The sequence below is a fragment of the Bacillus yapensis genome, assembly GCF_005280205.1.
Taxonomy (GTDB): Bacteria; Bacillota; Bacilli; order Bacillales; family Cytobacillaceae; genus Robertmurraya; species Robertmurraya yapensis.
This window is the reverse complement of the sequence record NZ_SUND01000010.1, coordinates 152,763-169,137: the sequence shown is the minus strand read 5'-3', so window position 1 is coordinate 169,137 and position 16,375 is coordinate 152,763. Positions and strand designations below refer to the sequence as shown.

14 protein-coding genes and 1 pseudogene are annotated in these 16,375 nt (G+C 32.6%); 4 read left to right on the top strand and 11 right to left on the bottom strand.

All coding sequences use genetic code 11. The features are described 5' to 3' along the window. Positions 1 to 180 precede the first annotated feature (180 nt). The 8 genes and pseudogenes from FAR12_RS13600 to FAR12_RS13565 all read right to left on the bottom strand — a co-directional run bounded on the left by FAR12_RS13600 (position 181) and on the right by FAR12_RS13565 (position 12,379). Complete coding sequence (locus FAR12_RS13600; RefSeq protein ID WP_170972201.1) at positions 181 to 774, bottom strand: restriction endonuclease subunit S domain-containing protein; 594 nt, start codon at positions 772 to 774, stop codon at positions 181 to 183. Positions 775 to 778: 4 nt separating this feature from the next. Beyond that, positions 779 to 2,434, bottom strand: coding sequence for a site-specific integrase (locus FAR12_RS13595; RefSeq protein ID WP_126409198.1), 1,656 nt, complete (start codon positions 2,432 to 2,434; stop codon positions 779 to 781). Continuing rightward, complete coding sequence (locus FAR12_RS13590; RefSeq protein ID WP_170972200.1) at positions 2,412 to 5,180, bottom strand: helix-turn-helix domain-containing protein; 2,769 nt, start codon at positions 5,178 to 5,180, stop codon at positions 2,412 to 2,414. Before FAR12_RS13590 ends, FAR12_RS13595 begins: the two co-directional genes overlap by 23 nt. A gap of 16 nt (positions 5,181 to 5,196) precedes the next feature. Then, positions 5,197 to 6,378 (bottom strand): site-specific integrase, encoded by a 1,182-nt coding sequence (locus FAR12_RS13585; RefSeq protein WP_126409196.1) that lies wholly within the window; start codon positions 6,376 to 6,378, stop codon positions 5,197 to 5,199. Further along, a complete protein-coding gene (locus FAR12_RS13580) occupies positions 6,350 to 7,285 on the bottom strand; it encodes a tyrosine-type recombinase/integrase (RefSeq protein ID WP_126409195.1) in 936 nt (311 codons plus the stop codon). Before FAR12_RS13580 ends, FAR12_RS13585 begins: the two co-directional genes overlap by 29 nt. A gap of 129 nt (positions 7,286 to 7,414) precedes the next feature. Beyond that, positions 7,415 to 9,565 (bottom strand): type IA DNA topoisomerase, encoded by a 2,151-nt coding sequence (locus FAR12_RS13575; RefSeq protein ID WP_126409194.1) that lies wholly within the window; start codon positions 9,563 to 9,565, stop codon positions 7,415 to 7,417. A 507-nt stretch (positions 9,566 to 10,072) separates the two neighbouring features. Then, positions 10,073 to 11,107: pseudogene (locus FAR12_RS13570) on the bottom strand (DNA topoisomerase); the annotation flags it as partial. Positions 11,108 to 11,389: 282 nt separating this feature from the next. Next, entirely contained in the window at positions 11,390 to 12,379 is a 990-nt protein-coding gene (locus FAR12_RS13565) for an HD-GYP domain-containing protein (RefSeq protein ID WP_246010393.1), read from the bottom strand. Positions 12,380 to 12,657: 278 nt separating this feature from the next. Here FAR12_RS13565 and cspD point away from each other — a divergent pair, with 278 nt between their 5' ends. After that, the gene (gene cspD, locus FAR12_RS13560; protein ID WP_019155915.1) at positions 12,658 to 12,858 is read left to right on the top strand and encodes a cold-shock protein CspD; all 201 of its coding nucleotides are present in this window, start codon (positions 12,658 to 12,660) and stop codon (positions 12,856 to 12,858) included. Between the two features lie 60 nt (positions 12,859 to 12,918). On the opposite strand, the gene FAR12_RS13555 is transcribed toward cspD, so the two are convergent. Together FAR12_RS13555 and FAR12_RS13550 are read right to left on the bottom strand one after the other, a co-directional pair. After that, entirely contained in the window at positions 12,919 to 13,095 is a 177-nt protein-coding gene (locus FAR12_RS13555; protein ID WP_126409192.1) for a zinc-finger domain-containing protein, read from the bottom strand. Between the two features lie 15 nt (positions 13,096 to 13,110). Further along, positions 13,111 to 13,767 (bottom strand): ribonuclease H family protein, encoded by a 657-nt coding sequence (locus tag FAR12_RS13550; RefSeq protein WP_126409191.1) that lies wholly within the window; start codon positions 13,765 to 13,767, stop codon positions 13,111 to 13,113. A 140-nt stretch (positions 13,768 to 13,907) separates the two neighbouring features. Between FAR12_RS13550 and FAR12_RS13545 the strand changes: the two genes are divergently transcribed. The 3 genes from FAR12_RS13545 (at position 13,908) to FAR12_RS13535 (ending at position 16,022) form a co-directional block, all read left to right on the top strand. After that, positions 13,908 to 14,585, top strand: a complete 678-nt coding sequence (locus FAR12_RS13545) for a queuosine precursor transporter (protein WP_126409190.1) — start codon at positions 13,908 to 13,910, stop codon at positions 14,583 to 14,585. Positions 14,586 to 14,694: 109 nt separating this feature from the next. Further along, the gene (locus FAR12_RS13540; RefSeq protein ID WP_126409189.1) at positions 14,695 to 15,093 is read left to right on the top strand and encodes a reverse transcriptase-like protein; all 399 of its coding nucleotides are present in this window, start codon (positions 14,695 to 14,697) and stop codon (positions 15,091 to 15,093) included. Between the two features lie 5 nt (positions 15,094 to 15,098). Further along, complete coding sequence (locus FAR12_RS13535; RefSeq protein ID WP_126409188.1) at positions 15,099 to 16,022, top strand: DMT family transporter; 924 nt, start codon at positions 15,099 to 15,101, stop codon at positions 16,020 to 16,022. Between the two features lie 56 nt (positions 16,023 to 16,078). On the opposite strand, the gene FAR12_RS13530 is transcribed toward FAR12_RS13535, so the two are convergent. Further along, positions 16,079 to 16,345, bottom strand: coding sequence for a DUF6123 family protein (locus FAR12_RS13530; RefSeq protein WP_126409187.1), 267 nt, complete (start codon positions 16,343 to 16,345; stop codon positions 16,079 to 16,081). Between the last annotated feature and the right edge of the window lie 30 nt (positions 16,346 to 16,375).

Genomic DNA, 16,375 nt, shown 5'->3' with positions numbered 1-16,375 from the left:
CGTACATAACCGATTTTCTGCAAAATTTCACCTCGTTTTTGAGACAAGTCTTATGAGACACTCTTAACTATGATTTTATCAGTCTACTATACTTGTATCAATAGAGTACACTCTATTGATACATCATTATACTAACTTTCAAATAAATGCAGATCGGAGTATACAGATATTTAATTGTTCTTAACTCTCATCATCCAAATCCCCGAACAGTTCTGGAAATTCGTCTTCCAATTCTAACGAAGCAGCAGACTCTTTTCTATGCTCACTCATTTTAATAAGATTACTACTAATTCCTTTTCTCCTTCTTACACTTGGATTTGTACTTTCAATTATTATCTTTTCGTAATTTCTTACTTCCTGTTTCTTTTCGTTCAATTCATGTTTTAGCTTTTCTATTTTTTGTGTTAGTTCATCAATTTTTTTGTCCTTTTTCATTAGTTGATCAGAAAGCTTGTTGTTTTCTTCAATATTTTTAATAAATACCTCTTGAATATGATATAAAGCATCTCTTAGACCTTTTTCATCGTTTAAAAACCTATCTATTATTAAATCAAAATTCGGATATGGTATTTCATCGAAACCTACATTATTATGACTGGTAATTACCTTTCTATTTAGGGTTTCAATAGTTTCTCCCATGCGCCTTTTCCAAGTTTTTCGACTAATTCCTGTTTCCTTTTGCAAACCTAAATATGTGATAGAACCAGTATGTTTATTTGAGTATTCCAATAATAATTTTTTTAACTCTTCATCGCTATAAGACTCCGTTTTCATAATACTATTCAATAACCTCCCTATCTTCCGGCAGCAAAGAATCAACCATAGCTTTTTGCCGTATTAGGCGATTAATAAGATTTGCCTTGCTTAATATCTGTTCATGATCTAGCATTGAATAGGATTCTGTGGCAAAATTAAATTTCATATTTTTATAAAGATTTAATAGAGACTTTAATTCTGTTTCTAATTGCTGTTCTAAATGATCTGATCCGGATAATAACCACTTCAATCCCTCATCAGGGTTTTTTGGGTAATAAAAAAAATCATCACAAAATCTACATTCACCAGTGCAATTGTCAAAAGCCCCATATTTGCAATATCCGTTTTTTACCTCTTTTCGAAGAGGAAAATCCTCCGGTTTATAGATTCGTGATTCATTAATTTTATCTTTTACGCCAAATATCCCTTCTCCTAAACTTTTCTCAAGCCTATGAATTCTGGCTTTTGTTGAAATAATATAAACATAAGATTCAACGAAGTATTCCAAATGCCCCCAATAATTTCGTTGAGTACCTAATCGTGTATGGCCTGCCATTTTAGCAATAGTTAATGGATTAACCCCCTGTAACATCATATTACACATTGAAAAATGTCGTGTATCAGCAGGTGTTATATAATTACGGAAAATCTTAATGATTTCACCTTTTTCATTTCTTTTAACAAAGCGATAGAAATCAGTGTTATTCCAACCGATGATTTCTTTGTAGAAGGACATCAAGTGCCAATATAACGTATCTGGATGGTACATATCCTCCCTTTTAGTTATGCTATCAGCTTGAAAGAAACGTGATTGTATCTTAAATGAAAATAAGTAGTTTCCAATTAATTCAGGAGGAACTGTTTGCTTATACTCTTGAATAGTGTCATAAATATTTTTATTTATACGAATGACATTAGTCACGCTTATTTCGCTATATGATTTTGCCTCTTGTTTACTTCTTGGAACTTTTAAAAAGTAATAACCATCTTCCTCGTAGCAACAATCCCATTCTAGTAAACAAAATTCTTTAGGTCTCATTGGAATAATACCTGTAATCTTCCACCATAATATTATAGGAAAATATTTGGATTTCTGAAGTGTGGTTGCTCGATTTTCAAATTCCATCATAAAATAATGAAAATCAATAATTACTTCATAATTAGGTAAATCTCTATTTTTCGAATCCATATTTTTAATCTTTAAGTCATATAAATCACGATAAGTATGCTCTATAAATGAAAGAAATCTACTAGTAAAATCATTAAATCTATAACGACTATTCATTGTTTTTGTCATAGCATACTCTTCATAAGCATCTACATTTGTTTTCTTAAATCCACCAGAAACTACAATTGCTTGTTTAACATTTGTATGAATTGCTTGAATATGATTTATGGAAAATTTAGTGTCTATTAATATTAACAAAAAACATTTTAAGGCAACCTTTAATTCAGGATATAAGTCAATATCGAACTTTAAATACCTACGCATTCCCGTAAAATCAACAATACACCAATAATCACTCTCAAAACTATCTGTAAGCAGGATACCTTGATCTTTATTTGTTTCTAACATACTTAAATATTTAGATATGTCGTTTCTATCAAATTTATGATTTTCTGTGATTTGGATGCTTAATGCTCCATTTAATTCCTTAACCTTTTTCTGAATTATCAATTTGTTTCACCTCTCTATCTTTAAGAATAGCTCCATATAATTTTTTGATTCTTTTGCGATCAATAAAGGTCTCTACATATTCTTTACCTTTCTCAACAATAGCCTCATTCATTAATAGAAACATTTGTTTTAGAAAATGCTTTTCTCGTTCTTTATCCCATTCAAATTCACTATTGTAAATTTTATAAAGGCTCGTCTCAATCTGTTCAGATATAGAAAATAATAAATATTCTGTTGGTATTAAGTTCTCACATCCAATACAAGTGGTTCGTTCAGGACTTTTGCATTCAGGATATGTTAAACATTGAGCGAAAGCCATCCTTGCTGGCATTTCTCCACGAAATATTTTAACAATTAATCTTTTTAGATCCTCTTTAGGTAACTTTGAAAGCCTAAGTGCTAAAGATTCTTTTTTAATTCTTTCTGCAAGTAAAAAGGACGAATACGTTTCTAATTCATTTACTTTATACTTTTCACTTAAAGATTTAATTAAAGAGGTTCTGTCCTCCAGTTTTTGTTCATTTTGGTGCAACACAAGATTTATCATGGTATTATAAACCCAACCAAAATGACCCCTTTCGCATATATTAAAGGCCATACTATCAAGAGTACCTTGTGGGCTAGAGAATTTTATATAAACTTTGGTTGTATCTTCATTTAAGTGGCTTCGTAAAATTTGAGCTGCCTCATAGGATAAATGTGCATCCCCTTCTGATTCAGAAACATGGTGGAAAAAGTAGGTAATCAATGTTCTATTCATTTTGACACTATGGAACCCAGATAGTTCAAGTTTTTTTTCAAAAAACATTTTATTAATTCCATTTGCTCTAATTGAAGTAAGCATTAATTTATCATTGTATTTTCTACGGTGTAACTCCGTAATACTGATTGCTGTTGCAAACGGTTCAACCAAACTATCTAAACAAAGAAATTGTCCAAGCGCCCCCGTTTTCGAAATCTTCATTTGACCAACTTTTATATGAACCTGATTTACAATCAATCTTGCCTCTTCTTTCCTTAATCTATTATTCTCAAAAAATGTTAAATCTTTGATTGGTAAATCAACAAAATCAATGGTTGGTAAACCGTAAATAATATCCCCACTTCTCCACGCATTCATTAAGTGCATAATGACATATACCCATGCCTGTGCATATGTTTTATATTTAATCGCTTTCTCTATGTGCAGCTCTATATCTATAACATGATTATAATATTTATTAAAAATTTCAAGGGAATATATATCAGTATCAGTATTTGGATCATTAAACGTTGCGTATCGATTAAAAAAGTTACAATCCTCAATATTTTCAGAGCAATACTGAACAAAACCTATAAAGTATTGTTTAACATATTTAGGTTGACTCTCATTATTTAAGAAACTCTCAATATCTTCATCTGTCATTTCTTTTATACTCTTTGGTAAATGTTTAATTAAAGCCTTTAAAGTTTTTATATAATAAGCAGTTTTTTTTGAAAGGGTCTCTGCTCTTGCCTCACTTTCAGCTAACTTTTGACAAGCATATTCCGTGTATATTTTGACTGTTTGGGCTAATTTTAAGGGGATGGAAATCTTATCAACTTCAAACTTATACTTGTTAACTGCATCAATAGTGGTGAATTCACCGGGACTTTGAGGGATAAACCTATCATTTTCAAGTTTTTGTTTGTACTGAATAACTTCAGATTCTAGCACAATCCAATATTCAATATTGTTAAAACCGTTTGTAACCTTTTTGGCAGATTTCATATGCTTTTTTATAATTTCCCTTGCTCTTTGAACGCTTCTTGTTTCGAGCAATTGCATAACATCTTCAGGGAAAATATAACCTGTTGGTAACGGAAGTCTTTCCTGTGAATAAATTTCTTTTATCTTGTCTATTTCTAATCTATTGATGAGATAACCCTCCGAGTTTGACCTTAGTATGCAATCATTAATGAGTCCTTTTTTTATATAACTTCTTATTGTATCTTTATTACATCCTATTATTTGGGATACTTCATCTATATTTGCATATTTTTCTTTAATTTCAAGCATATCTTTAAAATAATCTTCTGCTTCTGAAGCTAAAACTATATAGGTATCCTTTACATATTTTTTATGGTTTTTTAATACGTTATTCCTTATTAGTCCCCTTATTGTCTCCGGATGAAGTTTGTACTTTTCAGCTATCTGTTTTACAGTTACATATCCCTCTGGTATGACATTTTTATTTTCGTAATCCTCTATATCTGATATTGGAATAAGATATCCCTCGGTTTGATTTCTAATAATAGCATTAGGAAATACTTTTCTTGGGCCATATGTGTGAATCGTTAATTTTGATAAGGATAATCGTTCACATGCTTCATTTAAAGTTAAAAAACCATTTTTTTCAATGTGTTCTTTTATATACTCGTCAAAAATATCCTTATGCACAATATAATTATTATTTTCATCTCTACTAAATTTTTTAATTTTTCCGTTCCGCAAATCACTTCTAATCTTCTCATTAGTACACCCTGAGATTTCCGCCATTTCGCTAATTGATAAAAAGTCTTTTTTAGCATCTTCTATTTTCGTAACTTTTTCTTTATAAGCCTCTATATCCGTAACTGGTATTCGGTAGCCCTCTTGCTTTGAATTAATAAAACAGTTTGGGAACTCGTCTTTTTTTATTAGTTTTAGTACCGTGGATCTATTTATCGAAAACAGTTTAGAGACCTCGGTAACAGAAATATATAAATTTTGATCATTAAGTTCCAAACTTAACACCTCCCTTTTATTCTTTTTTCTTATATATTTCATCTATCTTTTTTTCTAGCTTTTCTTTAATTCGTTTTGTGCTAGCTAGATATGGTTTTACTGAGTCAAAACCTTTGTCCCCTCTTGGAAAACTCACATCATATAAATTATCAGCTTCTTCAGCCAATAAGTTAGAAAATATCCCCCTACCTATATGACTAGCCCATCTCTCAGCTTCAAGCGCTAAAGCATTATTTCTATCCGCCATATTCTCCGAATCTCTAAGGTACTTCAGAAATATTTTCTTTGTTTTATTAAAATGGTAATAGTAATTGTTACCTGTCATGGCTAATCCTTTTTGATTAGGAAATAGTGGGGTTTCTCCATTTAATTTCATAACATCTGTTAAATTATTCATGTGTTTTTCATAAAATAAAGTTGACCAATCCTTAAATCCAAAAACAATTTGCCTTCTTTTACTTTTAATATAGCTAGACCCCGATGTATTAGTGATGTCCTTTCTCAAGTTTCGATCCTCAGAAAGATCCACGATAAAACCATATTCTCCTTTATCCCCTATAAGCTGTAAATCTTTTATTCTAAGATTACATATCTCTCCGGTTCGGAGTCCACCAAAGAATTGTAAATAAAGTGCAAACGCAATTTTACTATCTGTTTGATAGGCAATTTCTAAAAAGGTTAGAATATATTCATCTGGTAATTTATGGAGTCTCGGTTTCGGTTTACTGTAAAAGTATTGAACATCTTTAATTTTCAAAGTATGATCAATGATCTTTTTTTCATTTAGAAAATCAAAGAACTTTTCTATATATTTCTCATGTTTCTTGACCGTATTTTTAGGTGTCCTTTTATAAGAAAGCTCAGATAAAAAATTTATTACATGGTCTGATTTTAATTCTATAAGACTTTTAACTTTATTACTCTTATCGCTTATTAAAAAATTTAAAAACATCGCTATAGTATTTGCCGGTGCTTTCATAGTATTGTACTGGGCGTTTTTCCAATTATCTAATATAAATTCTGTTGAAAGAGGATGAATTACTTCAACGTTTGTGTCTTCATTTTTAATTTTTATACACGCATATTGTTTTTCTATTGGCTCACCTGTTGAAGTTTCTGCATATTGGGCCATTATTGCACGTACAACAAATTTCACATTAGGTTTTATACTAACAATCTTTCTTTGGTTTCTCCCCATCGTTCCCCCACCCTAAATTGATATATCTGGTTTCAAAGGATTGAAGTTCTAAGTTCCCTTTTAAATTAGAACATAAAGACTCGTAAATTTTTTCTGTATATGATTCAGTTGTATATCTAGCAATTTTAGATATATAAGATATTTCAAATGGTTCATTTTGTGCTAATACTAACAAGTTAAAAATCCCCATACGTCTTAACATTTGAGGTGAAACCGTATAATTAATATTAGCTATCGAACTGTATTTCCGAAACATTTTGTTAATTGCATCCCTTGTCATTGGACCTTTTTGTCCAATTAATAGTTTCTTACTTTGATAAATGGGTCTGACTTCTAAATAATCTTTTATCATTTTAATAAGAGGTTCAGTTATGCTAATTTTTCTTATAGGAGTGGGGAATTTTCCACTTTTTAAAATTTTAAATTGTATATAACCTTGTGATGGATCAGTAATTTCTATATCATCCAGTTCAATATTAATAAGTTCAGAAATCCTGCAACAAGTTCCGTATAATAAGTGAAATATAAGAATATCCCTCTTATTTTGACCTTCTAATATTGTTTGCCGTAGTCTATCAAATTCATTAATACTCATCATTCTCATAGTCCAGTTGTTTGTTTTAATTTTGATTATTTCATTTGGCTCAATTACTAATGGAGATTCTCCAATATGATACAAATATTTGTTATACCGAGTGACACTCTTAATTTTCCTCAAAACAGTATTTTCACTATATTTGGAATATAAAAATATTGTGTATTCAGTTAGCACTTCTTCTGTTATTTTGGGGTCCAGTTCCTTACTTTTTAACCAGTCGTAAAACTGAACAATGTCAAATACATAGCTCTTAATCGTATTTTTAGACAATCCTTGTCTTTCTAATTCATTGATAAATTTTTCGATCATGTGTGCGCTTACTCCATTTCTTTTATTACCTTAATTCTATAAAATTCTACATAACTTGTATACATAACTTTTATTAAGTTTAATAAAAAAGATGGGTTTTTTACTAACCCATCTCTATCTATACCAATACTATTTATCGAACTCCATCTTCCAACTATAATAGTCGTTTTCAGAGTTTTTTTCATATCGTAAATTTGCATCAAATTTTTTACCTTTTTTACTTGTTAATCCTTTAACCAAAACGACTCCATTTTTCAAGAGACTTTTAACCATTGTTTTAGTTGGTTTCTTTTTCATAGATGCTAAATATTTATCATTTTTCCAAATGACAAATTTACAACCATTCTTCCAGTTACTGCAGCCAAAACCTTTCTCACCTTCGATGACAGGGTGTTTACAATTTGGACAACTCCCAAGATTCTCATAAGTATTCTTGTTAGGAATCTTTTTTAAAGAAGGACCTTGATCTTCTTTTATCTTTACAACTGCCTGATTCGTAAAATCAAAAATAAAATTCAAAAATTCCTCTTTACGAAGCTTACCTTTTTCTATGTCATGAAGGGTTTTTTCAAGTTTTCCGGTAAACCCTAAGTCAAATAGTTCTTTTACCGGAAACATTTCAACGAGTTGTTTCCCCAATTCTGTACATTGTAGATATTTTTTGTGGGTAGTAATATATCCTACATCTTTTAGTTTTTTTATGGTCTCTGCTCTTGTTGCTGGTGTACCAATACTAAATCCATTTAAAATAGAATTCATGATTTCATTATCATCGCTATCATCATACTTCTTACCACAAGTTTCCATAACTCGTAATAGAGTCTTTTCTGTATGATATTTAGGTGGTTTAGTTTTATTTGCTGTTACTTCATGATTTTTGACAGTGACATTTTCATTAATTTCTACAAATGGAAGAGTGGATTCTTTTGTTTCTATTTCCTCAACCTTTTTCCAACCTTCGACTAATTGAACCCTTCCTTTTGATAAAAATTCTCCCTCTACATTATTTACAATTGTGGTTAGAGTAGTCTCTTCATATTCCGCTATAGGCATAAATTGCATTAAGAACCTATTTTTCACAGCATTATATACAATCATTTCATCTTTAGTCAATGATTTAGGGACTAAATACGTTGGAATAATGGCACTGTGGCTTTCAACCTTCTCATTATTAAATACCCTTTTTGTTCTTGTAAATCTCAGTTCACTTTCATAAGGCAGTCCCTTTTTTAGAACATTCAAAACATTTTCTGCCCGTTCAACAAGACTTTCATCCAAAAAATTGCTTGAGGTCCGGGGATAGGTAATTAGTTTTTTCTCATACAATGATTGTGAAATCCGCAAAACTTTGTCCGAAGTCCAGCCCTGATATTTGTTCGTAATAAACCCTTGAAGATTGGATAAATTAAATAAATAGGGAGGATATTCATTTTTCTTCTCAACGTTTTTTTCAGATACGGCTCCCTCTTTTCCAGACAAAAGGGAATGAATATCCATTAGAATTTGTTTATCTTTAAATTTATCCTCATTGTTAAGATGATAAATCCCTTCATATTCACTACCTGATAGGGTTGCAAATAATGCTTTTAGTTTAAAATAATCTTCTGGAACGAAATTTTCTATTTCTTTATCTCTGTCATAAATAATCTTTAAAGTTGGTAGCAAAACTCGTCCAATATTAAGTGCTTGTCCTTTACCCTCTTGATATTTTAAAGTTGCCATAGAAGTAAGGTTAATTCCTATTGTCCAATCCGCCCATTGTCTACCTATACCTGCATTTCTTAAAGGAATCATCTCATCATTGGATATTATATTATTAAGACCCTTTAGTATTTCATTCGGTGTCCACTCATTTAATAGTAAACGATAAACCTTTTTACCATGTCTTATCTTATATAAGATCGTATCTCCAATAATTTGGCCCTCTCTATCATAGTCACACGCAGATATAAGATTAGTAACATCATTTCTTTTAATTAGACTATATATGATCTTCAATTGTTTTTTTGCGCCTAAATCTTCTTTATCACGATTTTTTTGATTTGATTTCACCTTATATCTAAATTTATCAGGAATAAATGGAAAGTTTTCTGTTCTCCATTTTGCCATTTTCTCATCATAATCTTTTGCATCAAATAACTGTAATAGGTGACCAAAAGCCCATGTGATAATATAATCGTTGCCCTCAAAATAACCATCCTGTCTACTTTTTATTTTTAGTGCATCTGCTATATTTTTAGCTACAGAAGGCTTTTCTGTTAGTATTAGTGTTTTGCTCATCTTGATGTTTTTCTCCCTTCATAACAATAATGAAAATTGTCTATCCACTCAAGTTCTAAAAATACAAAGAGTAAATCATTTAAAACATAATAACTACTAAACTTTAATATTTGAACTCATAATTAATATTTTATATTTTTTAAAGTTTTTCGGCCTGTCAATCTGAAGATTTATTTAGGGAATTTAGTGAAGGAACCAATAAAAAAGGATATATTAAAAATTAGAAGTTTTTGATATAGAGGTTTTGAAAAAGCCGACGTGCTATTCTTCTTACTAAAAAGTTTAAATTTTATTATGAATGAATAGCTATTGTATAAAATATAAATATAGATTGTCCCAAATAATCTAAATACCTGTAATTGGTCTCCGGTTATGGTTACGGGTTTGCGGTTATGGTTTTTACGGGTCTGCGGTTATGGTTACGGGTCTCCGGTTATGGTTTTCGCGGAAATACTAATTACCCCATTATGTCCACTTTCATTATGTCCACAACATATGGACATGCTATAAACCGTTATAATTCAACTTTTCTCCTATTCTATCAATTATGTCCATATCCTTTTTTGTATATAAAGAACGAGGATAGGAAACGATTCCCTTTTGATATAGCTGCTGCACAATATCCAGTGTTTTCTTTGGTGAAAATTTAAAACGACGATTCGCGTCTGCCTGCAAAGAAGATAAATTATAGAGAAATGGCGGCAAGTATTCCTTTTTTTCAGCTTGCACATCGGCAACGACAGCTTCTTTTCCCTCACAGAAAGCAGAAATTTTTTCTGCCATTTCCTTAGAATCGATTCTTGTTTCTCCTTCTTTTTCCCATTTACCTTCATACTTCTTCTTATCGATTTGGAATTTTGCTTTGACCTCCCAAAAAGGCTCAGAAACAAATGAATCGATTTCAAGTTCTCTTTTAACAATAAGGGCAAGTGTCGGTGTTTGAACTCGTCCAACTGAAAACACATCCGAAAACCCTTGTTGTTGAAGTAACAGACTATAAAGTCTTGAGGCATTCATTCCGACAACCCAATCAGCACATGCCCTTGTATAGGCTTCATAATAGAGGTTTCTTGTATCATTTTCAGTTAATAAACTTAGAAATCCTTCGTGAATGGCCTTCTTCGTCAAGGATGAAATCCAAAGGCGCTTCATCGGTTTATCACATTTTGTTAAACGAAGGATATTCCGAACGATCAATTCACCTTCTCGCCCCGCATCACCTGCGTGAATAACTTCAGTCACTTGTGGATCAGAAAGAAGCTGTTGGATAATCGAATATTGCTTCCATTTATCCTTTGAAACTTCATATTGGAATTGAGTGGGAATCATGGGTAAGGTTTGAAGGGACCATTTCTTCCAGTTCGTGTCATATTTTTCGGGGGGAATTAGCTGAGTGATATGTCCGATTGCCCAGGTGACATACGCTCCATTGGGGAATACTTCATTTGGTAGAACTTCGATATAACCTTGCTTACGTTTCATTTTATAAACGGATGCTAGCGTCAAACCTTGGTCCGGCTTTTCTGCAATAATGAGTTTCATAGAATTGCTCACTTCCAATTTTACAAATTCACTTACTTTAATCAATTGCTCACTTTTAAAAAAACGAACTTTCTCTTGAGACTTAAATTCACAGAGAAATCGTAGATCCATCACATATAATTCTGTTCGTTTTTTATGTTTCCAACGTACTTGTTAAAGTCGACTCACGTTTTTATTGTACCTCAATATGAATAAAAAAGGAGAAAAATTTTTGACAGAAAAGTTAAAGCAAAGGCACAGCTTAGGCGCCTTTGCTTTAACTTTTCTTAAATTACATGACATTCATATTTCTTCTAGTACCTTTTCAATTTGTAAGCTTTGACTATATCTTAAGTCAATTAATCGCTCATCCGTTTGAACTAAACATCGAATCGGATCGTAAGGGTCAATCATGAGAATCATCCCCTCGCTTCGGTCCGTAAGCATTACTCTTTTCCCTACTAAAGTATTCATGATCTTATTTATGAAGGTTAAGACAATATTGGGTTCGAGCTTTCCAAATGCGTCATTTTGCATTTGTTTCATAACCTCATAAAAAGGAGAAGCCTGATGATACACTCTTGTAGAAGACATAGCATGGAAAACATCTGCAACGGCTACTATTTTGGATAAATATCCAATTTGGTGACCAGTGAGTCCCATTGGATAGCCCTTTCCATCTTCTCTCTCATGATGTTGCAAAGCAATAAGTGCTACATTTTCATTAATCGAGTCAATATTTTTCAATAATTCATAACCATAAATAGTATGAAGCTTCATTTCATCGTATTCTTCTTTTGTAAGCTTTCCAGGTTTATGTAGTATTTCTACTGATATTTTCGCTTTCCCGATATCATGCAGGGTAGCCCCTAACGTTAAATCATTCAAATCCTTTGGTGGCAGGTTCAACCACTTTCCAATCATCGTCGCAATAATTCCAACACAAATTGTGTGCCTATATGTATATTCATCTTTTTCATTTAATTCATAGAATAAGTGGTATAAGTGGGGTATTTCAGCTGCCTGTCGGATTGTTGGAACAATATTCTCTTGGATAATTTCTAATGAAAGCTTTCCTCCATTACCAATATCCTTAAATAGTTCTTTCATATGCTTCGTCGCTGCATCAATTTCTTTCGCGATTTCTTTTGTCATTAGGTGGCTATATGGATGCAGATCTATTGATTGGTGAATAGGCTCTTTATTCTCTTTCATCGATTCTAAAATCGCATCAATTTCCGTAATGGTCATAGGTGAATTTTTATTAATGATCGTTCCATATCCTTTTCTCATGTTTCCACCTACTTTCTGTACTTTCAAATAACCCCTCTAACTTCAGAATAGTATATTTTCCAAATTTAAACAATGACTATTTTGAATTTTTTGTCGTTTCGTCATAAAAGCCCTTACATTGCTTGACGGATGCCTATTTGATCATGTATATTAAAAGCATCATTATTCAGAATATATTTCCGCAATTGGTAACATTTAGCTTATTATATTCCGTTTAATGGTAATCTATCTTCGGCACATCTTTAGTGTCTTGAAAGGCTTAGGAGGCAAAGTTTAATATGCAAAACGGTAAAGTAAAATGGTTCAACAATGAAAAAGGCTTTGGATTTATCGAAGTTGAAGGCGGAGACGATGTATTCGTACACTTCACAGCTATCCAAGGTGACGGTTTTAAATCATTAGAAGAAGGTCAAGAAGTTTCTTTCGAAATCGTCGAAGGCAACCGTGGACCACAAGCTTCTAACGTTGTAAAGCTATAATAATTTTATATGATCATTCAAGGCTGGCGAATTTTTCGCCAGCCTTTTAAGTTGTTGCTTTTAAGTTAATTTATCACCAATCATTTTAATCTTTTGCCCCACCGTACATTGTGAAATGCAAAATTTATGAGCATACGTTCTTCCGATTTCTTTTTTATGATATTTATGTAAAAAACAACCCTTGCAATAGCTATTCAACATTTCTTCTACTTCCATCAATACTTGTTTGCGATTCAAATGATCAACCCCCTTTTAATTGATCTCGATTGTGCTGTTAATGATTGTTCCCTCGAGAGCTTGAGTAGCCAATCGGTCTGCCTCTTTATTTTCCTTTCGTGGTAACGCCTCATAAAGTGGTTCAATTCCTAATTGTTTCATTTTACCTTCTATTCGGTCAAGCCAGCGATTCAAATTATCTTCAAAACATGGCCATTCACCTTCTAATTGTTTTAATACCACTTGAGAATCTCCTTTAATCTCAACAGGCAAATGATGGACTCCAAGGTCTTGAAGTAAGTTTAGAGCAAAGTAAAGAGCAGCATATTCAGCTTCATTATTCGTATCCATTTGTTCAATGAGCTCATTTGCTCTAAGGCGAAAGTTCTTTTTCCCCTGTTTATAATAAATAATGGCACCCAATCCTGCTTCACTAGTATCTTTATTAAATCCTCCATCAAAATAAATTTTAATATCATGAGGCTCTTCTTCAATTTCTGCCGACAGCTTCCGAAGCTCCTTCAGCGACCAAGAACTATTCATTTCATCGATAAAAGATAAGTCTGTCGCCTTCCCCGATTTTTCTAATTGTTCTCCTGTTAGAAGAGCCATTTCTGCATCGAGCCAATCTGATGTAAACAAAACCTTTCGATTCCCAGTTATTTTATACTGCATTTCGATTTGATATTTCATTTTTCCAACTCATTTCTTCTGTAGAATGATCATTTCCTATTTTCACTGCGCATAAATATCGTTATAATGGTCAAGGACAATTTAATAAGCCTATGCGGTTCGTGAACTCCCGCATTATCAAAACTACAGGAGGATTATATATGTTTAATGAATGGTTCGGCCTTGTCTTTGTAATCGTCAACTTTATTCTATTATTGGTCTGTTACCGACTCTTCGGAAAAACTGGTTTATTTGTTTGGATTGGTTTCTCTACTGTTTTAGCCAATCTTCAGGTTATAAAAACAATCGAAATCTTTGGTTTAACAGCCACACTCGGGAATGCCATGTACGGCTCTGCTTTTCTTGTTACTGATATTTTAAACGAAAAGTATGGGAAAGATGACGCAAAAAAAGCAGTATGGCTTGGTTTCTTCACATTACTTACAATGACTATTATTATGCAAATGGTTCTGTTATTTAAACCACATGAAATCGATTTTGCACAGGAACATCTAAGTGCGATATTCGGGATTTTGCCAAGAATTGCACTCGGAAGTTTAGCTGCATATCTTGTAAGCCAATTTGCAGATGTCTATATCTTTTCCTATTTGCGAAACAAATTTCCTACAGATGGGCAATTTTGGATTCGCAATAACGGCAGTACGATGTTAAGCCAATTGTTAGATACAATTGTGTTTACAAGCATCGCTTTCTTAGGTGTCTATCCATTTAATGAATGGATCCAAATTTTTATTACGACCTATTTATTAAAATTTATTATTGCTATTTTAGATACCCCGTTTGGATATATCGCCAAACGATTTCCAGCAAAGCCTTAAGGATACCGTTTACGGTGTCCTTTTTTGTTGATATAGGAATCTTCACAAATGGCAGACTTTTTATATTTCATGATACACTATGATTAGTTTATTTTGGGAGGATTTCATCTTGATTGAAGTATACATAGATGGAGCAAGTGCAGGCAATCCTGGGCCGAGTGGTGCTGGGATTTTTATAAAAGGAAACGGGGAGCTTGAAAATTACGCTATCCCCCTTGGTGTAATGAGTAATCACGAAGCGGAATTTATTGCTTTTATTGAAGCATTAAAGATTTGTCTTGAAAAAGAGTATAAAGTTGTCTCATTTCGAACTGATTCAGAGTTAGTAAATCGTGCAGTGGAAAAAGAGTTTGTTAAAAATAAAGCATATGCTCCTTTTCTTGAAGAAGCACTTCGATTAATGAATAAATTCGATTTATTTTTCATGAAGTGGATACCAAGCTCTGAAAATAAAACAGCAGACAATCTCGCACGAACGGCTATCCGGAAAAATACAGAAAAGAGGTAGGAGCTTTGTCTAAAAAAACAGTATTTGCAGATTTCTCTTTATTGCTCGTGGCATTTGTCTGGGGCACCACTTTTGTCATCGTGCAAAATGCCATTGACTTTCTTCCACCCATCACTTTTATTAGCGTTCGCTTTTTGCTAGCAGCCTTGCTTTTAGGTGGATGGTTACTCCTATTTGAAAGACAGCAACTGAAATATTTGAACCGAAAAATATTACTCTCTGGCCTTATAATAGGGGGCTGGTTATTTCTAGGATATGCAACGCAAACCGCTGGATTGTTATATACAAGTTCTTCAAAAGCTGGTTTTATCACAGGATTAAGTGTTGTATTTGTACCGATATTAACTTTTCTGTTATTAAAACAGCAGCCAAAGAAAAAAGCGGTTATCGGTGTATTAGTAGCTACAATTGGACTTTACTTCCTAACCATGACAGATGTTACAGCTCTTAATAAAGGAGATGCATTGGTATTTATTTGTGCGATCGGATTTGCTATGCAAATTGTTTACACCGGTAAATACAGTAGCGATTTCCCTTCTCTCTTATTAACCGTCATCCAAATTGGAACAGTCGCCATTTTTTCAATGATCTACTCCTTTATCTTTGAAGATTGGACTCTTGCCTTTCAGCCGAAAATTCTGTTTAGCCAAGATGTTCTAGTGGCACTAATCATCACTTCTGTTTTTGCAACAGCTCTGGCTTTCTTTGCCCAAACAAATTTTCAAAAATTCACGACTCCTACAAGAGTCGCATTAATTTTTGCGACAGAACCCGTTTTTGCAGCTATTGCTGGTTTCATTTGGGCTCATGACCGATTATCGGTTAGTGCTATTCTCGGTTGCTTATTAATCCTAGCAGGAATGATTTTCGCAGAACTTCCTGATACAAAAATCTTCGTTCGTCAAAAAAAGAATTCAGTTGGACTATAACGAAAGAAAGGCACACTCAACATGGAGTGTGCCTTAAATAGTATGTATTTGAAATCTCAAACAGCTAAAATATTTTTTTCTTTAATGAATTTTAGCGCTTCCGCTCTAGTTGTAATTTGATTGGATTTAAACATTTCTAGTAAAGAGACATAAAAACTTCCATCAAATCTTTTTTGTGCCTTCAATGTCAATTCCAAAGCTGTACGCGCAAGCTCATCCGATGCATCTGTATATTGCTTACCGAAGTAAATAAAACCAATTGCATCTTCTCCGAACTGAAAGCCCTTACCTTCTAGTAATTGTAAATATTCTTCTAATCCCACAACAAAGTTCCTCTCCCACCTGAACTTCTT

What these genes read in the sequence shown, in the direction of transcription:
- FAR12_RS13600 (WP_170972201.1), bottom strand. Translation starts at nt 774, where the DNA reads ATGAAAACGGAGTCTTATAGCGATGAAGAGTTAAAAAAATTATTATTG.
- FAR12_RS13585 (WP_126409196.1), bottom strand. Translation starts at nt 6,378, where the DNA reads ATGGGGAGAAACCAAAGAAAGATTGTTAGTATAAAACCTAATGTGAAA.
- FAR12_RS13580 (WP_126409195.1), bottom strand. Translation starts at nt 7,285, where the DNA reads ATGATCGAAAAATTTATCAATGAATTAGAAAGACAAGGATTGTCTAAA.
- FAR12_RS13575 (WP_126409194.1), bottom strand. Translation starts at nt 9,565, where the DNA reads ATGAGCAAAACACTAATACTAACAGAAAAGCCTTCTGTAGCTAAAAAT.
- FAR12_RS13565 (WP_246010393.1), bottom strand. Translation starts at nt 12,379, where the DNA reads ATGAGAAAAGGATATGGAACGATCATTAATAAAAATTCACCTATGACC.
- cspD (WP_019155915.1), top strand. Translation starts at nt 12,658, where the DNA reads ATGCAAAACGGTAAAGTAAAATGGTTCAACAATGAAAAAGGCTTTGGA.
- FAR12_RS13550 (WP_126409191.1), bottom strand. Translation starts at nt 13,767, where the DNA reads ATGAAATATCAAATCGAAATGCAGTATAAAATAACTGGGAATCGAAAG.
- FAR12_RS13545 (WP_126409190.1), top strand. Translation starts at nt 13,908, where the DNA reads ATGTTTAATGAATGGTTCGGCCTTGTCTTTGTAATCGTCAACTTTATT.